This window comes from Siansivirga zeaxanthinifaciens CC-SAMT-1 (assembly GCF_000941055.1).
Taxonomy (GTDB): Bacteria; Bacteroidota; Bacteroidia; order Flavobacteriales; family Flavobacteriaceae; genus Siansivirga; species Siansivirga zeaxanthinifaciens.
Map to the genome: position 1 here is coordinate 895,739 of NZ_CP007202.1, position 18,817 is coordinate 914,555.

15 protein-coding genes are annotated in these 18,817 nt (G+C 33.0%); 4 read left to right on the forward strand and 11 right to left on the reverse strand.

The annotated features are described in order from the left end of the window. Positions 1-9 precede the first annotated feature (9 nt). Positions 10-720, reverse strand: coding sequence for a tetratricopeptide repeat protein (locus AW14_RS04040; protein WP_044637654.1), 711 nt, complete (start codon positions 718-720; stop codon positions 10-12). A 175-nt stretch (positions 721-895) separates the two neighbouring features. Here AW14_RS04040 and AW14_RS04045 point away from each other — a divergent pair, with 175 nt between their 5' ends. After that, positions 896-1,363, forward strand: coding sequence for a CBS domain-containing protein (locus tag AW14_RS04045; RefSeq protein ID WP_044637655.1), 468 nt, complete (start codon positions 896-898; stop codon positions 1,361-1,363). A 32-nt stretch (positions 1,364-1,395) separates the two neighbouring features. Here AW14_RS04045 and AW14_RS04050 read toward each other — a convergent pair whose 3' ends face one another. From AW14_RS04050 to AW14_RS04060, 3 genes are all read right to left on the reverse strand, one after another. Then, on the reverse strand, positions 1,396-3,231 hold the full coding sequence (locus AW14_RS04050) for a T9SS type B sorting domain-containing protein (protein WP_044637656.1): 1,836 nt from the start codon (positions 3,229-3,231) through the stop codon (positions 1,396-1,398). 244 nt (positions 3,232-3,475) lie between these two features. Beyond that, positions 3,476-4,711: a T9SS type A sorting domain-containing protein gene (locus tag AW14_RS04055; protein ID WP_044637657.1), complete on the reverse strand. Its 1,236-nt coding sequence runs from the start codon at positions 4,709-4,711 to the stop codon at positions 3,476-3,478. Positions 4,712-5,012: 301 nt separating this feature from the next. Beyond that, the gene (locus AW14_RS04060; protein ID WP_044637658.1) at positions 5,013-5,363 is read right to left on the reverse strand and encodes a hypothetical protein; all 351 of its coding nucleotides are present in this window, start codon (positions 5,361-5,363) and stop codon (positions 5,013-5,015) included. A 182-nt stretch (positions 5,364-5,545) separates the two neighbouring features. On the opposite strand from AW14_RS04060, the gene AW14_RS04065 reads away from it, so the two are divergent. Together AW14_RS04065 and AW14_RS04070 are read left to right on the forward strand one after the other, a co-directional pair. Further along, complete coding sequence (locus AW14_RS04065) at positions 5,546-5,878, forward strand: single-stranded DNA-binding protein (RefSeq protein WP_044637659.1); 333 nt, start codon at positions 5,546-5,548, stop codon at positions 5,876-5,878. Between the two features lie 278 nt (positions 5,879-6,156). Continuing rightward, on the forward strand, positions 6,157-6,669 hold the full coding sequence (locus AW14_RS04070) for a hypothetical protein (RefSeq protein ID WP_044637660.1): 513 nt from the start codon (positions 6,157-6,159) through the stop codon (positions 6,667-6,669). Between the two features lie 42 nt (positions 6,670-6,711). Here the strand turns inward: AW14_RS04070 and nadB are convergent, their stop codons facing one another. From nadB to AW14_RS04085, 3 genes are all read right to left on the reverse strand, one after another. After that, the gene (nadB, locus tag AW14_RS04075; RefSeq protein ID WP_044637661.1) at positions 6,712-8,271 is read right to left on the reverse strand and encodes an L-aspartate oxidase; all 1,560 of its coding nucleotides are present in this window, start codon (positions 8,269-8,271) and stop codon (positions 6,712-6,714) included. Positions 8,272-8,274: 3 nt separating this feature from the next. Continuing rightward, positions 8,275-9,201 (reverse strand): quinolinate synthase NadA, encoded by a 927-nt coding sequence (nadA, locus tag AW14_RS04080; protein WP_052647549.1) that lies wholly within the window; start codon positions 9,199-9,201, stop codon positions 8,275-8,277. Between the two features lie 216 nt (positions 9,202-9,417). Next, entirely contained in the window at positions 9,418-11,253 is a 1,836-nt protein-coding gene (locus AW14_RS04085; protein ID WP_044637663.1) for a hypothetical protein, read from the reverse strand. Between the two features lie 287 nt (positions 11,254-11,540). On the opposite strand from AW14_RS04085, the gene AW14_RS04090 reads away from it, so the two are divergent. Further along, positions 11,541-14,129 (forward strand): phosphoenolpyruvate carboxylase, encoded by a 2,589-nt coding sequence (locus tag AW14_RS04090; protein ID WP_044637664.1) that lies wholly within the window; start codon positions 11,541-11,543, stop codon positions 14,127-14,129. Between the two features lie 170 nt (positions 14,130-14,299). On the opposite strand, the gene AW14_RS04095 is transcribed toward AW14_RS04090, so the two are convergent. The 4 genes from AW14_RS04095 to AW14_RS04110 all read right to left on the reverse strand — a co-directional run bounded on the left by AW14_RS04095 (position 14,300) and on the right by AW14_RS04110 (position 18,549). After that, a complete protein-coding gene (locus AW14_RS04095) occupies positions 14,300-15,541 on the reverse strand; it encodes an ammonium transporter (RefSeq protein WP_044637665.1) in 1,242 nt (413 codons plus the stop codon). 21 nt (positions 15,542-15,562) lie between these two features. Beyond that, positions 15,563-15,901 carry a P-II family nitrogen regulator gene (locus AW14_RS04100; RefSeq protein WP_044637666.1) on the reverse strand — a complete coding sequence of 113 codons (339 nt, stop codon included), beginning with the start codon at positions 15,899-15,901 and terminating at the stop codon, positions 15,563-15,565. A 244-nt stretch (positions 15,902-16,145) separates the two neighbouring features. After that, positions 16,146-17,438 carry an ammonium transporter gene (locus AW14_RS04105; RefSeq protein WP_044637667.1) on the reverse strand — a complete coding sequence of 431 codons (1,293 nt, stop codon included), beginning with the start codon at positions 17,436-17,438 and terminating at the stop codon, positions 16,146-16,148. Between the two features lie 91 nt (positions 17,439-17,529). Next, positions 17,530-18,549, reverse strand: a complete 1,020-nt coding sequence (locus AW14_RS04110; protein ID WP_044637668.1) for a porin — start codon at positions 18,547-18,549, stop codon at positions 17,530-17,532. Positions 18,550-18,817 lie beyond the last annotated feature (268 nt).

Here is an 18,817-nt window from a genome sequence, read left to right on the forward strand (position 1 = left end):
TTTAAAGTTTTATTTCTTTGTTTCGCTTTGCGTTTGCTGCGCTTGTTTTTGTCTTAGCAATTCTGTTTTACTTAACTGTACAATATTAAAGTTAGGCGCTACTTTTAGGGCATCGTCTAAGATATCTACTGCCGTGTCGATATTCGCTTTTTTATCTTTATTATAAGTTAACAAAGCATTTAAATACATAAAAGCTGCTTTTAAAGAAACCTCATAAGGTGTTTGGGTTTCGTAAAAAGCTTTTTTCATATCGTCTTTGGCATTTGCTAGACCATAATTAATGTGCTTTTCGGCGGCATCAATTTGTTGGGTTTGTAAGTTTAACTCTGCTAATTCGTAAGCTATTAATGGGTTAGGCTTACGTTTAAACATTTCGTCGAAAAATGTAATAGCCAATTTTGGCTGATTTACAGATTTTAATGATATGGCTTTAACCTCTATGGCTATATCAGAATCTGTTGTGCTTTTCTCTATACCAATGGTGTTAAGGGCTTGCATGTATTTGCCTTCGCTCATGTAAATGTATGCCAAGGTATCTTTTCTAGCCTGCGAAGGCAGCAAAATATTAAGATGTGTTAAACCATTAATAATCCCTTGTACATCGCCCTGTTTTTGCATTTCCTTGTAATAATTTTCAAAATGTTTTACCAATTCTGAATTACTCTGGGCCTGCATTAAAAAACTTCCTAAAAATAATGTTAATACAAATAATCGTTTCATGTTTATAATTTATTTAATGCGCTAAAACTATAAAATTTTAACACTTAAAATCATAAAAAAATACTAATTATTTCATTTTCAAATGAAATTCTGAATCTACTATCAACAAATTATAGGTTCGTATTATGAAATTCAAAAAAAAATACTTATATTTCAAATTACTAAATTTTAAATTATGGGCATTAAAAGTTTTCAAGGCGCAAGAAAACAGCAGTCTGCAACCGAAGATTCACCTTCATTAAGAGTAAGCGATTATATGTCGACTAACCTTATTACGTTTTCACCAGACCAATCTATTGAAACCGTTATGGAGGCTTTAATAAAACACAGAATTTCTGGCGGACCTGTTGTTAATGAAAAAAATGAATTAATAGGTATAATTTCTGAAGGCGATTGCATTAAACAAATTAGTGATAGTCGTTACTACAATATGCCAATGCAAGACCGAACTATTAAAGACCACATGGCTTTAAATGTTGAAACCATTGATGGTAATATGAATATTTTTGATGCAGCCAATAAGTTTTTAGAAGCCAAAAGACGCCGATTCCCAATAGTTGAAAATGGTAAACTGGTTGGGCAAATTAGTCAGAAAGACGTGCTTAAAGCAGCTATGAAATTAAAAGGGCATAACTGGAAATAATTCTTATTTAAATTTAACAAACAACCATTTCGTTATCGTTTTAAAGTAAAATGGGCCTTAAACACACTTGGTATTTGAGTTGTTGGTTCTATATATTCTACTGTAAACCAATAATCGTCTGTTGGCATTAAAGCACCTTTAAAGGTTCCGTCCCAACCATTAGAATTGGGTTTTAATGTTTTAATAAGTTTTCCGTATCTATCAAAAATACAAACTTTAGCCTGTAGTTGATTTTGCATACCTACAATGTTCCAGGTATCATTATAACCGTCGTTGTTGGGCGTAAAATATAAAGGATAATCCATCGCCATAATGCTTGTACTGGTTTCTCCACAACCTGATAGGTTTCTTGCAGAGATGATATGTTTTCCTAATGAAACATTTTCAAACACATCGTTTGTTTGCCAAACACCACCATCGATACGATATTCGAAATCTTGAACTCCAATAGCCGTTGCGGTTACTTTTATATTATTTGCTTCTATGAATGCGTTGGTAATAACCTCAGCACTAATTGAGGGTGGCTCGCTTAATATAACGGTTGTTTCAGCATAATTTATGCAATTTGTTGTGCTATGTTTTACTTCAACGGTATAAACACCTTCCGCCTTAGGTATTATATAGGCTTCGGTTTCATTGGCTAAACTAGTACCATTTAATTTCCATTCAAATTCATATGTTGTGGTACTTAAACCAGTATCTATAATGGGTGGCGTTGATATTTGCTCGGTACCATTGGTGTTAATGCACAGCGTGTAAGAAGCTTCCAAATTAATTTCGGGCAATGGATGAACTTCAATTAAAAAGGCACTCACATCGAAACAAACTGGATTTGTACTAGCTGTATTTTCGACACGTACATAAATAAGTTCGGTTTCCAACGTATTCTGATATTGTAATGGAAGCGAATTTATTCCATTAACGGCATCTGTTTCACTTTTATAATAAGTAACTGAAAAATTGGAAGGATTCAAACCGTTTAAAATTTCTTCATTTTTTAATTCAAAATTAAATACTGCTTGGCCATCGAAGTTATCTCCATAGGTATCGCAAATATTATAATCTGAAATATGTACAGGAATATTAGGGGCTTCATTAAAATTTATATTAAATACATATTGCTCTAAAACAACCGCATTGGCGTTCATGGCTTCAGCTTTATAAACATTAGATTTTATTACATCTAAACTACTCGAATTTTGCCCATTAATTAACTTGAAATCGCCTTGATAATCTGCTTCATACCAGTTAAAATTAGTAGCATTATTTGTATTTGCATTTAAGGGTATTGTATCACCTTCACAGGATGTTTTACTGGAAACAATAGGAGGCTTTAATAAATCGCAGTTGGTAGTTGCGACCCCAGAAGTTTGAGTAACTTTTATATATCCTGGTTTTCTAGAGAAATTGGTAATCATTAAATAATAATACTCACCCGCCTTGGTATTGGGCAAATTTGCATACTCTATAAAATTTATATTGTAGCTGCAATCGACTCTTTTGGCGTCTATAAGCTCATTAAAACATGGTGTTTGAAGTTCGTTAAAAGGACCGAAAACAACAAAATCTACATCTAAATCGGCCACACCGTTTAAGGTCGTACTTTGCTCTATTTTTAATTCAATATCGCCATCTTGAGCTATCTGTAAATAAAACCAAGATGGGTTTAACTGCAAAAACAAACAGCCATAATCTGGGCCTTTTTCTGCTAAATTAAATCCGCTGGTGTTGGGGTACGAAAACTCACTAGAGCCGCAAAGCGGTTCTGCATCGATACAAAATTTAGCATTTCCCGACTGACTATTTGCTTTTAAAAAAATAGCAAAATTTAACAGAACGACTATAAGTGTTCCTTTTAGAAAATTCATTTTTTTAAAAGAAGAATAAACTTTTTAATTGAGTGTTATTTATAATTTACTACGTTAAATAAAGAGGCTATTTATTACTACTAAACTTTAAGAGCAATAGATTTATAAAGATTAATGCAAGTAATATTATTGGAACCTGTATCATGACCCTGATTTATAGTTAATATTCCTTAATTAACTTATGAAATCTTAACAGTTTTAAATAAAGAACACGCTTTAGTAAAGCGTGTTCTTGTATTATTGATTATTTAGTTACCACCAATTTTTTAACACTGTAGTTACGGTTAGAATCTTCTATTCTGGCTAGGTAAATACCCGAATTTAAGTTAGAAATATCTACTTTACCATCAAAAATTTTATTTGAATTAAACACTAATTTACCAGTAATATCATAGATATTTATGGAAGTAATCGTATTTAAACTTTTAACTTGAAGTGTGTTTTTTGCAGGATTAGGAAATAATTTAATGTCGTTTGCAACTGCTTCGTTGTTATTAACTGAAAGCGTTACATAACTAAACTCTGAGACTACATTATCGAATGCAACTTTATCTCCAAATAGGGCCCCATCTTTTACTTTTAATCTTACTTGAATTTTATTGAATGGTATGTCTATTGGTTTTGAAAGGGTGATGTTTTCCCAGGTATTAGCTACAGCCACACTTTTTAATGCCGTATTAAGTGTGTTAATTTTAGCGCCTGAAGCATCAAAAAAGTCGAATAACACCTGAACATTAATGGTGGTACTAGAACTGTATAAATCGAAAGAGATATCGATGTTATTAGGACTAACGGTGCTTCCGAAATCGTAAATAGCATTGTCTAAATAATTAACTTTGGTTTGATCTTCTGTAAACGATAATTGTCCGGCGTGCGCACTACCATTTCCTGTTGCGTCAACCAAAACAACCTGACCACCACTGGCCGACCAGCCGTCTAAGGTACCGGTTTCAAAATCTGGGTTTGTAACAAATGCGTTTTCTGTAAAGACTTGACGAAAATCGACATCGTCTACTTCCACAGAGGTACCGTTGGTGTTATCGTTAACATTAACTCTTAATGTGATACTGCCAGTGCCACTTATTGCAAAAACAGACTCAACATACTCCCAAGTATCGGCTACTTGTATCGCATAAACATTCCCGTCGATGGTTGTAGATTGCGCATTATCTCTTATAAAAGATTTTGATTTAGCTCCTGCGGCGCCTCGAACCCAATAACCAAATTTATAATTTCCTGCTGGCAAACCCGAAATATTATCACTTTGTATACGGCTATTAAAAGTTCCGTTACTCACAATTCTCCATAAACCAGAACCGTCGGCCGTTCTGCTATCTGTAGAAATATAATCTTGGTTAATTCCTGGGTTGTTACTATTCCAGCCTGCAGTGGTGTTAAATGTAGGGTTTGGCGCTAAATTTTGAGATTGTGCTATAAAGGATAGCATCGCTCCTAAAAAGAATAAGGTAAATTTTTTCATGTTACTTAGTTTAAAAGTTAGTTTAATATTTGTTTTTAAACACAAGTAATTAAGTTAGATAGTAGCTAGGGACGCTTTGATTATTAGGTTGGTAAAACTAAAACTTGCATAGCATCTTGAAGAGGTATAATCTATCAAAAAAGGTTCATTTTAAGTCAATTACAACCTTAACCATATAAAAACAAGATTATATTGTAAGGCAATTCTAATAAGAAATTCAACGGCTTATAAATTGAAGTTTTCTAGAGAAAGAAATTTTAAAAAATAGAAATTCCTTTTAAGTGAAGTATTTGAAAGGAAATTAACTTTCGCGTTTTACCAAAGCATAAAAATCGCCTTCTAGAGGTAAATAACCCTGATCGTAAACAAAGTAATATATAGCGCCTGCCTTAGTAGTATAAATGCTTGTAAAATAATTAAAATCGAAACCGTTTTCAATGAGTTTGCTTCGGGAGGTTTTTGTTTTTTGGTCCGGATTTAAAGCTTCTAAAATTCGATAATTTTTACGTAACCGGTTATTGGTGTTGCGTATTAAATTTTTACTATCCTTATTTACATTGTTGTTGTAAGCGTTTCTGCAGGCGTCGCTACAAAATTTTTTATCTACTCTGCCAACAATGTTGTCACCGCATTCTAAGCAACTTTTTCCCATGATAACCAATTAATTAAGCCAATATACAAAAATTATTTATTCGTTTACAAACGACTACAAACATTTACAAACGATTTTAAACAAGTAACTACCGAATAACATTTTGAAGCCATCGCATCTTTGCCATGTCGAAACATAAGAACTCGATAGTATTAACTGTTTAACATTAAAAAATTAAAATTATGAGCGCACTTAGAAACAAAGTACAGTTGATTGGTAACTTAGGAAACGATCCAGAAATTATTAATCTTGAATCAGGCAAAACATTAGCAAAATTTACAATTGCAACTAATGAAAGCTATAAAAATAATAAAGGCGAGAAAATTACAGACACCCAATGGCATAATGTAGTGGCTTGGGGAAAAACAGCAGAGATTATTGAAAAATATGTAACTAAAGGTAAAGAGATTGCCATAGAAGGAAAGCTTACATCCAGAAGCTATGATGATAAAGATGGCAACAAACGTTACATCACCGAAATTGTTTGTAACGAACTACTCTTGTTGGGTAAATAATGTTTTGAAAAAGCTGCCTCGATTAAGGCAGCTTTTTTTTACTTTTTAATTTTCGGTTTTGAATTAAAAAAACTAAGTCGATTACTTTCCTTTTAATGATTTCATAATAACACATTAAGCTATGAAATCAACCAGTAATAAAAACATTGTTTATATAACCTTTTAGTACTCTAATTTTAGAGCAAAATTTTAGATTATTAAATAATTTAAAAAAAATTAAAAAATGGGGTAACAAAATTAGATGTCCCTGTATCTAGTTATATAAACAATAAAATATTATGAAAAAGATAATTATACATTTAACAACCTTAGTCCTTTTGGCAATTTTTAGTGCTTCATGCGAAAAAGAAGCAACACCTTCAACGCGAAGTACCGATAAAATTGAAATAACTCTTGATGCTAACAGTTCGGCTATTTTAAGTTATTCAGCTAATATTTCGGCAACAGATTATAATCTACCAGCAACCACTGGAATTGGTTGCTTGTTTAGAATTGATTCTGAAGATGGAAACGGAAACGTATTTAATTTTAACACCTCTGGCTTATTAAGCGATCCATGTCCTTTAGTTATAGCTACACCTTCTACTCGAACCCTTACAGGAAATCAAATACCAAACATTCAAGGTATTGATATTGATTACCAAAATCCAGGAAATTCAATTACAGCTGATTATCGCGTTTTTGGAAGCAATGTAGGTGATGATATAAAAATAATTTTATACGGGACTTATTACGATTCTTTAGGCAATAGCCATACCATTTATATAGACATTGATGTTTCTAGAACCTAAGAAAATGAATATAATCAAGGTTACTCAAAAAAGTAACCTTGATTATTTTTTTACATTATCTACATTAAAATAACCTCCTTTATTTTCTTTTCTATTTAAAGATTGGTTAATAATAAGATGTGCCACGTTTATCATGTTTCGCAATTCACAAAGTGAAGTTGTAATTTTAGATTCTTTATACAAATCTTCAACTTCATTGTAAATTAAATCTAAACGTTTTATAGCCTGATTTAAACGTTTGTTACTTCTAACAATACCCACATAATTTCGCATTAATGCTTGAAGTTCTTTTAAATTATGCTGAATTAATATGTGTTCTTTTGCAATGGTAGTCCCTTCATCATTCCAATCTGGAATGTTTACCTGTACATTTTCAGATTCGTTTTTGCTATGATATTTAAAAATATTATGAGCATAAACCAAGGCTTCTAACAACGAATTTGATGCTAATCTATTAGCGCCATGCAATCCTGTTCGAGTACATTCGCCACACGAAAACAAATTCGCTATGGTTGTTTTTCCATCTTTATCGACTACAATACCACCACATAAATAATGAGACGCTGGCACTACAGGAATCCAGTCGGTTTTAATGTCGATATGATGTTCTAAACACTTATTGTAAATATTAGGAAAATGTTTTATGAAGGCATCCATATCTAAATGGGTACAATCTAAAAACACACAAGGTTCTCCCGATTTTTTAAGTTCGCTATCAATGCTTTGAGATACGATATCGCGCGAAGCTAATTCTGCACGTTCATCGTACTCTGGCATAAAACGATACCCTTTTTTATTTCTTAAATAAGCTCCAAAACCTCTAACAGCTTCCGAGATTAAAAATGAAGATTCGCCTTTGGCATCATATAATGCTGTTGGATGAAACTGAACAAATTCCATGTCCTTAATCTCAGCTTTAGCTCTGTATGCCATGGCAATCCCATCGCCTGTTGCTATTACCGGGTTTGTAGTATGTCCATAAACACAACCAATACCACCTGATGCTAAAAGCGTACTTTGGGCCTTAATAGTGAAAATATTAGACGATTTTTGATCGAATACATAGGCACCATAGCACGTAATTTCATCTGAAATATTTTCTTTTAAATGGTGATTTGTAACTAAATCTAAAACAAAATGATGGGGTAAAATGCTTATGTTTGGTAATTGATGTGCGCGTTTTAATAAAGCGCGTTCTATTTCGAAACCTGTAATATCTTTGTGGTGTACCACACGGTATTCCGAATGTCCGCCTTCTTTTCCTAAATCGAATGCCCCTTGAGGATCTAAATCGAAATTAGCACCCCAAAGCAATAATTCTTCTAAACGTTCGGGACCTTCTTTAATAACCATTTTAACGACGTCTTCATCGCACAAACCATCACCAGCAATAAGCGTATCTTTTATGTGCTTTTTAAAAGAATCGTTTTCTTTATCTAAAACCACAGCAACACCACCTTGGGCATACTTGGTATTAGATTCATCTTCATTAGCTTTCGTTACAATTACAACGGTTTTATTGGGAAACTTCTCGGCAATTTTAACCGAAAATGTTAAGCCTGCAACACCAGAGCCAATGACTAAATAATCTGTTTCAATCATGGTTTATTTAGATAGTTCTAACATACGCTCAATAGGCAACAAGGCTCTATCTATAATATGTTCGGGAACATGTATTTGTGGCGATTCGTTTAATAAACAATCGTAAAGTTTTTGCAAGGTATTCATTTTCATGAAGTGGCATTCACTACATGCACAGGTATTATCTTCTTTGGCTGGCGCAGGAACAAGCTCTGTATTGGGCATTTCTTGTTGCATTTTATGTAAAATACCTGCTTCGGTAGCTACTATAAATTTTTGGTCCTGATGCTCTTTAACATAATTTATCATGCCCGAAGTAGAACCAATATAAGTCGCCGTATTTAAAATATGCTCTTCAGATTCTGGATGGGCTATAATTTTATAATCTGGATATTTTTTATGAAGTTCTATAAGCTTGTCCATTGAAAAAGCTTCGTGCACGATACAACTTCCATCCCACAATAGCATATCTCTTCCTGTTTCTTTGATGATGTAAGCGCCTAAATTTTTATCGGGTGCAAAAATAATAGGGGTTTCTTTTGGAATAGAATTTACAATTTTAAGTGCATTTGAAGATGTACAAACAATATCGCTTAAGGCTTTAATTTCTGCCGAACAATTTACGTAAGTTATAACAACGTGATCGGGATGTGCTTTAGTAAACTTTTCGAAAGCCTCTGGCGGACAAGAATCTGCTAGGGAGCAACCCGCGTTAACATCTGGCAACACCACTGTTTTTGTTGGGTTTAAAATTTTAGCCGTTTCGGCCATAAAATGCACCCCTGCAAATACAATAATATCGGCGTCGGTTTCGGCTGCTTTTTGAGACAATCCTAAACTATCACCTACATAATCTGCAATATCTTGAATCTCACCAATTTGGTAATAATGTGCTAATATTACAGCGTTCTTTTCTTCTTTAAGACGTTTAATTTCTTTAACTAAATCCATTGCAATTAAATCTTTGTAAAAACAGATTAACCTAATTTTAGGCATCAATTATTTTACAAATATCTTAATTAAAATTCTTTTGAATTGAATTTAACTCAAATATTAAAGTAAAATTGCAGACAATTTAGATATTCAACAATTCATTAAATTCTAATTAATCAAATGCTTTATTAATTAATAAAATTGAAACGTTTATTTTAAAATACAAACACTAGTCTATGCTACTACTTGTGTTTTTTCTGTTTGACTTGCTAAATTTTGTACCGCTAAACTTATATTAAGCAATTCGTTTTCGGCTTTGTTTAACGCACTTATAACCTCGGTTTTAATATCTTGAAATCTATTTTTCACATTGTTAAACATCGTTTTATAATAGGCAATGCCATCGGCCATGTTTTTGGTAAATGTTAAAAAATATTTCTCTTCTTTTTTAGTCATTTCAGCTTTAGATTCCTCAAATTTTTGCTTCAAATAATCAATATAAATATCAATTTCTTTAATGAATATATTCGGACGATCGTTTCGAGATAACATGTTGTCTCTTCCATAAATATGATCGGTGATGTTTTTTAGACTCATTATTTTTGAAAAATAGGCCATATTTGGTCCCGGACAAACAGAAACACCCATACCTTCGGTTTTTGTGTCTAAACCATAAGCGAGCAAAGCCGATGTGCCTAAACCTACGCAAGTACAAGATTTTTCAATAATTTTATTGAAATGCATTTTATAGGCTTCGTTGTTTAAATTTAAGGCATCCAACGCTTTAATTTTTAAATATTGGTATTCTCGCGATGCCGTACAAATGCCTTTTTCTTTAAATTCTTTATTTAACGACACAAACTTTTTTGGGCAAGAACTTCCCGGGCGACCTTTTGCTATTAAAGCCTCTTTTTCTAAATCTTTTGTATTGTTTTTAAGACTGTTAAACGGAATTCCCAAAGGCGAAATATCGCTTAAATACAAATCGTCTTCTTTAGCTTTTACCAATAAATTTATAGTGTCACTATCGACTGTTGTTGCTTCGGGCACCAATAAAAACGGGGTTCCCCATCCAATAGAATCTAAATCGTAATGTTCCAGTAAAAATTCGTGTTCTTCGTTCGTTCCAACACCACCTTGAGCCGAAATTTTAAACTCTAAAGGCAAATTGGGAACAATGCGGCCTTGACTTTCTAACTCTTGATTTAACACGGTGGCAATGGTTTCACGCAATTCTTCGCGTTTCTCTTTAAATTCTTGTAAAACAGGCCCTAGAAGATACCCATCGGTAGCAAAGGCATGTCCACCACAATTTAAGCCCGACTCAATTCGATACTCCGATACCCATAAGCCTTTTTTTGCTAAAAATTTTCCTTGAATTAAAGCCGACCTGTAATCGCTTACTTTTAATATTATTTTCTTTTTAAAAGTGCCTAATTGGGTTGGAAAGAAATCGTTAAACGCACTCATATAAGCGTATAATCGTGGATTCAATCCAGCCGACAACACAACCGATGCTTCTAAATTACTGTTAGCAAAGCCACGAAATGCAGCGTGCGCATCGTTATATTCAACTGGTAATGGGTCGTTTTTTATATAATTATCTTTATCGACTTTGGTCATTATATTAACGTCTATGTTACCTTTTACAAGATTTTGGTTTGCCCAGTTTTTAATTTCAGACATGGTAAAACCTTTTTCGGTTAAGCGCATAAAGTCTGTTTTAATGGCAGAGCCCGAAGGCAGCATATTTATATAAGCTTTAAATTCTTCGGTCATGCCTACAGCACTTTGCTTTAAGGCTTCAAATTTTTTGTCGACTACATCGTTTATTAAATTTAAATAAGAGGTAATTCTTTTGGCTCTAAAATCATCAATCGCATCTGAAATTTCATGGTAAGGCATTTCAAATTTCTCACTGTACATTTTTCTTAATTTTTCAATTAAAATATCATCTACTAAAGAAACAACCGAGTCGATTCCGTATTGAGCTACTTTTAAAGGAGAATCTATAGTGAATCCAATACCCATTACTGGTATGTGAAACGAATGGATTTTGTTAATATGCATGGTAATCGTTATATTTAGGTTTTAAAAAGAGCTAAAGATATGGCTTAAAGATTCGAGCAAATATGATATTTATCATATACGCCCACGATGTATTAGTAAATGAAAAAAGCTGTTTTACAATGGCGCTAAACATCACTAATTACAAAGATTTTGATTAAGTAGAGTTTTTTTTTAATTATTCGTAGAAAGCATCAAACAAATAAAAAAAATTAATAAATCTTTAATAAGTCTGCAATCTTTAGTCTAAGCTTCCTTACATTTATGATTAATTTTCAATTGAACGATTTATGTCTGTAGAACCAAAATTATCGCGATTCAAGCAACAGGTATTGTCTAAATATCAGATATACAACAGTATATTTATGACCTTACCTTTTGATACGATCACAAAAACCGGAGTACTACTCCCCTTATTTCATGAAACCTGTAAAAAAGGATTTGCAAATGGAGACGATCCTACCAAAATTGTAGATACCTTCTTTGAAAAATACCAAGGGAGACGCTCAAAAGAAAGTCAAATAAACCTTTTATTTAGATTTATACAATACATCGAGCGCCAAGTTGTATTATTTGATGCTGTCGAAGATGCCGCTTTCCCTATTGTTAACAACATGGAAGGTATTGGTACGCTTAGAAACTTAAAAGAATCTGCTTCTTCAAACAATAAACTTGAAGAATTAAAAAAATATTTAGAAGAATTTAAAGTACGTATTGTTTTAACAGCGCATCCAACACAATTTTACCCTGGAACTGTTTTGGGTATTATTACCGATTTAACCGCAGCTATTAAAAGCAATAACCTTTCTGAAATTAATAATCTTTTCGCTCAGTTAGGTAAAACACCGTTTTTTAAACACGAAAAACCAACACCTTACGATGAAGCTAAAAGTTTAATTTGGTATTTAGAAAATGTATTCTACCACTCGTTTGGTGAAATATATAACTACATACAACAAAACATTTACGACGACGGCAAAAAACACAATGAAATTATAAATATTGGTTTCTGGCCAGGTGGTGATCGTGATGGTAACCCATTCGTAAAACCAGATACAACGTTAAAAGTTGCTAGAAAACTAAAACAAGCAGCGCTTAAAAAATATTATGCCGACTTAAAGAATTTAAGACGCAAACTTACTTTTAGAGGGGTTGAAGAACGTATTATTCGTTTAGAAACCATTATGTATAACTACAGTATAAACATAAATACGCCCGAAAAGATTACGGCTAAAGAACTTCTAAAAGAATTATTAAGTATTAGAAATCTTATTGAAGAGAAACACCAATCGCTTTACGTAAACGAAATAAATAATTTAATTAATAGAATTCATTTATTCGGATTCCATTTTGCAACTTTAGATATTAGACAAGACAGTAGAATACACCACTCGGTATTTACCAATGTTGTCGATCATTTAATTGCAACAGGATCGAAAAGTTTCCCAAAAAATTATCACGATTTAACCGAAGCCCAACAAATTGAGATTTTATCTAAAGTTTCAGATGAAAAAATAGATTTCGATGCCTTCGAAGATGAAATGGTTTACAACACACTTAAAACCATTGAAGTTATAAAAGACATTCAAAAAACAAATGGCGAACGTGGTGCAAACCGTTACATTATTAGTAACAACCAAACAGCACTAAACGTGATGCAGTTGTTTGCCATGCTAAAAATGGTAGCCTTTAAAGATGAATTAACTGTTGATGTTGTTCCGCTTTTTGAAACTATTGACGATTTAGAAAATGCGCCTAAAGTTATGGAGCAACTATATACAAATCCTGTGTATATGGAGCATCTAAAAAGTCGTGGTAACAGACAAACCATTATGTTAGGTTTCTCTGACGGTACTAAAGATGGTGGTTATTTAATGGCCAACTGGGGTATTTACAAGGCTAAAGAATTATTAACTGCCATGTCTAGAAAATATGATATTACAGCAATTTTCTTTGATGGACGTGGTGGACCACCAGCAAGAGGTGGTGGAAAAACGCATCAGTTCTACTCTTCTCTAGGTCCAACTATTGAAGACAAAGAAGTACAACTTACCATTCAAGGACAAACCATTAGTTCTAATTTTGGTACTTTAGATTCATCTCAATATAACCTAGAACAATTAATAAGTTCTGGTATGTTTAACCGTTTAGGAAAAGAAAATCATAAAATGTCTGATGAGGACAAAATTGTGATGGCCGATTTAGCCGAAACCAGTTATGCAGCTTATAAAGAATTTAAAGGTCATGAAATGTTTATTCCTTATTTAGAGCGCATGAGTACTTTAAAATACTATGCTAAAACTAATATTGGAAGTAGACCATCGAAAAGAGGAACATCAGATAAATTAGTATTTTCCGATTTAAGAGCTATTCCTTTTGTAGGTTCATGGAGTCAATTAAAACAAAATGTGCCAGGATTTTTTGGTGTAGGTACTGCCTTAAAGAAATACGAGGACAAAGGTGAATTCTACAAAGTAGAACAACTTTATAAAAACTCTAAATTCTTTAAAACGCTTTTAGAAAACAGCATGATGTCCTTAACCAAATCTTTCTTCGATTTAACAAAATACATGTCTAAAGACGAAGAATTTGGAGCTTTCTGGAATATTATTTACACAGAATATACAACTACAAAAGCTTTATTATTAAAGCTAACAGGTTATAAAGAATTAATGGAAAATGAGCCTTCGGGTAAAGCTTCCATTGAAGTTCGAGAGTCTATTGTATTACCGTTATTAACGATACAACAATATGCATTGAAAAAAATTCAAGAGCTTAATCGTTCTGGAGTTCAAGATGAAGAGCAATTAAAAATTTATGAAAAAATTGTAACACGCTCTTTATTTGGTAATATTAATGCGAGTAGAAATTCTGCTTAGATTTCACACAAATCCATTTTATATAAAAAACGCCTTCAATAATTCTTGAAGGCGTTTTTATTAAACACTATTTGGTTTGCTAATTATATAATAAATAAGATTTCTATAAAATAAAAAGGGTGCTTTACGTTTTAATAAAGCACCCTTTTCTATTTGTTTTACACTAATTTCTAGTGTTCGTTTAACCTGAAATCTGGATAAGCATCCATTCCATGCTCATGGCCGTCTAGACCTTCTAATTCTTCTTTTTCAGAAACTCTAATACCCATCGTTTTCTTAAGCGTGTAGATAATTATAAATGAAGTAACTACACAAAATACAGCATAAGCACCCACACCAATTAATTGACTTATAAATTGGTTTACACCTGCTAAGTTACCAAATAATCCAACGGCTAAAGTTCCCCATACACCGCAAACTAAGTGAACAGCTATAGCTCCAACAGGATCATCTAATTTTAATTTATCTACAAAACTTACTGCAAACACAATTAAAGCGCCAGCAATAGATCCAACAATAACAGCATCTGTAGGGCTCATTTGGTCTGCACCGGCAGTAATTCCAACTAAACCACCAAGAATACCATTTAAAAACATAGTTAAATCTAGGTTTTTATACATAGCCGTAGACACTAACATACAAACTACACCACCTGCAGCGGCTGCTAAACATGTAGTTACTAAGGTTAATGAAGTTAATGTAGGATCTGCAGAAAGTACAGAACCACCATTAAATCCAAACCAACCTAACCAAAGAATTAAAACACCTGCTGTAGCTAATGGTAAATTATGACCAGGAATGGCTTGTGCTTTTCCATCTTTAAATTTACCAATACGTGGGCCTAATAAACAAACAGCAACAACAGCTGCCCAACCACCTACAGAGTGTACTAAAGTAGAACCTGCAAAATCGTAAAATGGTGTTTCCATCATTTGTAAAAATCCGCCACCCCATTTCCAAGAACCAGCAATTGGGTAAACCAATCCTACATAAACTAAGGTAAAAATCATGAAAGGAACAATTTTAACACGCTCGGCAACAGCTCCAGAAACTATAGTAGCAGCAGTAGCAGCAAACATTCCTTGGAATAAAAAGTCTGTCCAATACGTATAACCTTCATTATATGTTAAATCTAAAACACCTTCTGCAGTTACAGGTGAACTCAATCCAAATCCTGCAAACCCGAAAATTCCAGAAGAACCATCTGCAAATCCAGGATACATTAAATTAAAACCAACAAGACAGTATAATAAAAGACCGATGGTGATAATAAAAACGTTTTTAAATAAAATATTAATTGTGTTTTTTTGTCTAGTTAGACCAATTTCTAAAAAAGAAAATCCTAGGTGCATAAAAAAGACAAGTGCTGTACAGATCATCATCCATACATTATTAGTAGTAAGTAATTCCATTGTTAGTTGTTTTTTTGATTATTATTTAAGCGTTTCTCCTCCCTTTGCTCCTGTACGAATTCTGTAAACTTCGGTGATATCTGAAACGAATATTTTTCCATCGCCCACTTCTCCTGTTCCTGCAGAACTTAAAATAGCTTGAATGGTTGCTTCTTCGAAATCGTCATTTACAACTATAGATAAATATCTACGTTGAATATCACTCGTACTATAAGAAATACCTCTGTATACATGGCCTATTTTTTCGTTTCCTAAACCAGTAACATCCCAGTAAGAGAAAAAGGTAACACCTACGTCGTGAAGAGCTTCTTTAACCACACGAAACTTAGATTTTCTAATAATTGCTTCAATTTTTTTCATGATGTCGTTATTTAATTAGTTTTCAAAAATAAAAAAAATAATCAAACAGGTCTTAAAACAAGGGGGCAGCATAATTATAAATGATAAATAAACAAAATAACCCCAAAAAAAATAGGGATAGCATTAAAAAAACATAAAATCGTTTTTATTTTATTAAATCAAAATGTTGGATTATTTTTAAAAAAGACAAAAAAAAGCACCTTTAAAAAAGGTGCTTTAAATATTATAATGTAAGAAATGTTTATTATTCCATTTCTCTTTGTCTCTTACCTGGGTAAGCAATTGTACCATGTTCAGAAATATCTAAACCAGCTATTTCTTCTGCTTCAGTAACTCTTAAACCTCCACAAGTAACTTTTAATATTGTTAAGAATATGTAAGACATTACAATAGCCCAAACAGCGTAAGCAAGAACTCCAATAGCTTGAGAAGCTAATTGAGCAACACCTCCACCATTAAAAAGACCAATACCAGTATCGCCATCTACACCCCAAAGACCAATTACTAAAGTCCCCCAAGCACCAGCAACACCATGTACAGAAATAGCTCCTACAGCGTCATCAATTTTTAATGTTTTTTCTATAAATCCAATAGATAATACTACAAGAATACCACCTATTAAACCTGCTAAAACAGCACCACTTTCACTCATGTTACCACAACCAGCGGTTATACTAACAAGACCAGCAAGCGAACCGTTTAAAGTCATTCCTAAATTTGGCTTACCATTTTTAATCCAAGTAAATAATAAAGCACTTAAAGCACCAGCCGCAGCAGCTAAATTAGTTACTAATACAACTTGAGAAGCAGCCGCAGAATCGTCTCCACCCCAAGCTAATTGAGAACCACCGTTAAAACCAAACCATCCTAACCAAAGAATAAATACACCTAAAGTAGCGTACATTTGGTTGTGACCGTGCATTTCAACTGGTTTACCGTTTAAGAATTTTCCAATTCTAGGACCAACCATCCATGCAGCAACTAAAGCAGCCCATCCACCAACAGAGTGAACAATAGAAGAACCAGCGAAATCAATAAATTCGGCAGGCATCCATTCTGCATTTAACCATCCGCCATTCCATTCCCAACCACCAGCGATTGGATAAATTAAAGCAGTCATGATGATACTAAAAATAGCATATGTTGTATATTTTGTTCTACCTGCTATAGCACCAGAAACAATTGTTGCAGCAGTAGCTGCGAATACAGTTTGAAAGAATAAATCGGCAGCTCCTTGAGAGAATACAAATCCTCCCCAGTGGAAAAAGCCTCCACCCATATCAGATCCATACATTAAAGAATATCCAATGAACCAGAAAGCAAGCGAGCCTACTGCTACATCTAAGAAATTCTTCATGGCGATATTTACGGCATTTTTAGAATCTGTCATACCAGACTCTACTAAAAAGAAACCTGCTTGCATGAAAAATACTAAGATACCCGAAATAAGCATCCAAAGCATTCCCATGTCGTCCTTGATCGATGCAGCTAATTCTGCAGTATCTTGAATTAAAAGCGCTGTGTTTAATAAAGACATAAAAATAGTTTTAAGGGTTAATTAATAAGTTTAGAGAATAAAGTAATAAAGCGTTATTACTTTATTCTCTTATTTATTTTGAATTGTATTATTAGAAAGAGTAGATAGCAGCTAATACAAATGAACCTAAGCTTTTTGTTGCCGCTAAATCATTATCAATAAATGCATCATCAGAAGCACTATCTAATCTAAATTCTGGTTTAATTGTTAAGTTATCAATTGCAAAACTCCCTGTTAAAGTTAATGCTAATACACTTGAATCATCAACTCCAGTTCCGATAGCTCCAAAATCTTTGTCTTCTGCAAAATATTCACCTCTTAATCCTAAAGTGAAAGAATCACTTATAGAATATTGTGGATATAATGCAGCTCCCACAAATCCAGGACCATCATCTTCAACTGTTAAGTAAGCAGCATTAATACCAAGGAAGAATGAATCAGAAAGATCGAAACCACCTGTAAAATCAATTTCAGTAAAAGATGGATCAAGTAAGAAATTCAAAAACTGTCCTTTGTAGCCTAATTGTGCACCAAAAGCATAATCTCCAGTTGGGTTAAATTCAGTTAAATCGGTATCATTCATAACACCTAACATTAAACTAAAATCTTCTGATAATGCTATATCCGCTTTTAAACCTGTATGAGAAAAAGGCCCGTAAGAGAATAAATAAGATGTACTGTAGTTAAAGTTAGCCGTTGGAGAAATAACTTCGTATCCTAAAAAGGTATTGAAGTTACCCATGGTTAATGTTACAGACTCACTTACATTCCAGTATGCATATAATTGATTTAAAATTTGACCTGTTGAAGAATACATAGGAGATTGAAAAACAGCATCAGTACCTCTAGGACCAAATACTAAATCGGCAACAAAACCAACTTTTTCACCCTCGTAAGACGCTACAACATTGGCCATACCTAAGGCAAAGCCAGGTAAATTAGCGAATGAAGAGCCTGGTGCTATAGCATTTTCATCATTTGGAGCTGTTAAGTTAGCTCTATAATAAGCATCAATACTTCCGCTTATGCTAAATTTAGGTGCTTCAGCTTCTTCTTGAGCAAATAAAGCAGTTGCCATAAAAAGCATAGATAGAGTAAGTAATTTTTTCATAATGTTTAATTTAAGTTAATAATTTTTTTGGTTAATTTTTCCTTAAGAACAGCGTAAAACTATATCAAAAAAAATTAACCCCCATAAAAAAGGGGGGTATGATTCAAACTTTTATTGATATTTTAATTTTAACCCTATTTTTTTATATGTTAATAGTTATTTATGTGATTTTTTGGTTTTTCAACAAATTAATAATTTGAATAATTATCAGAATTTACCTTTAATTGGTGCAATTAATTTTGATAATGCAAATTATTATTATCATTAA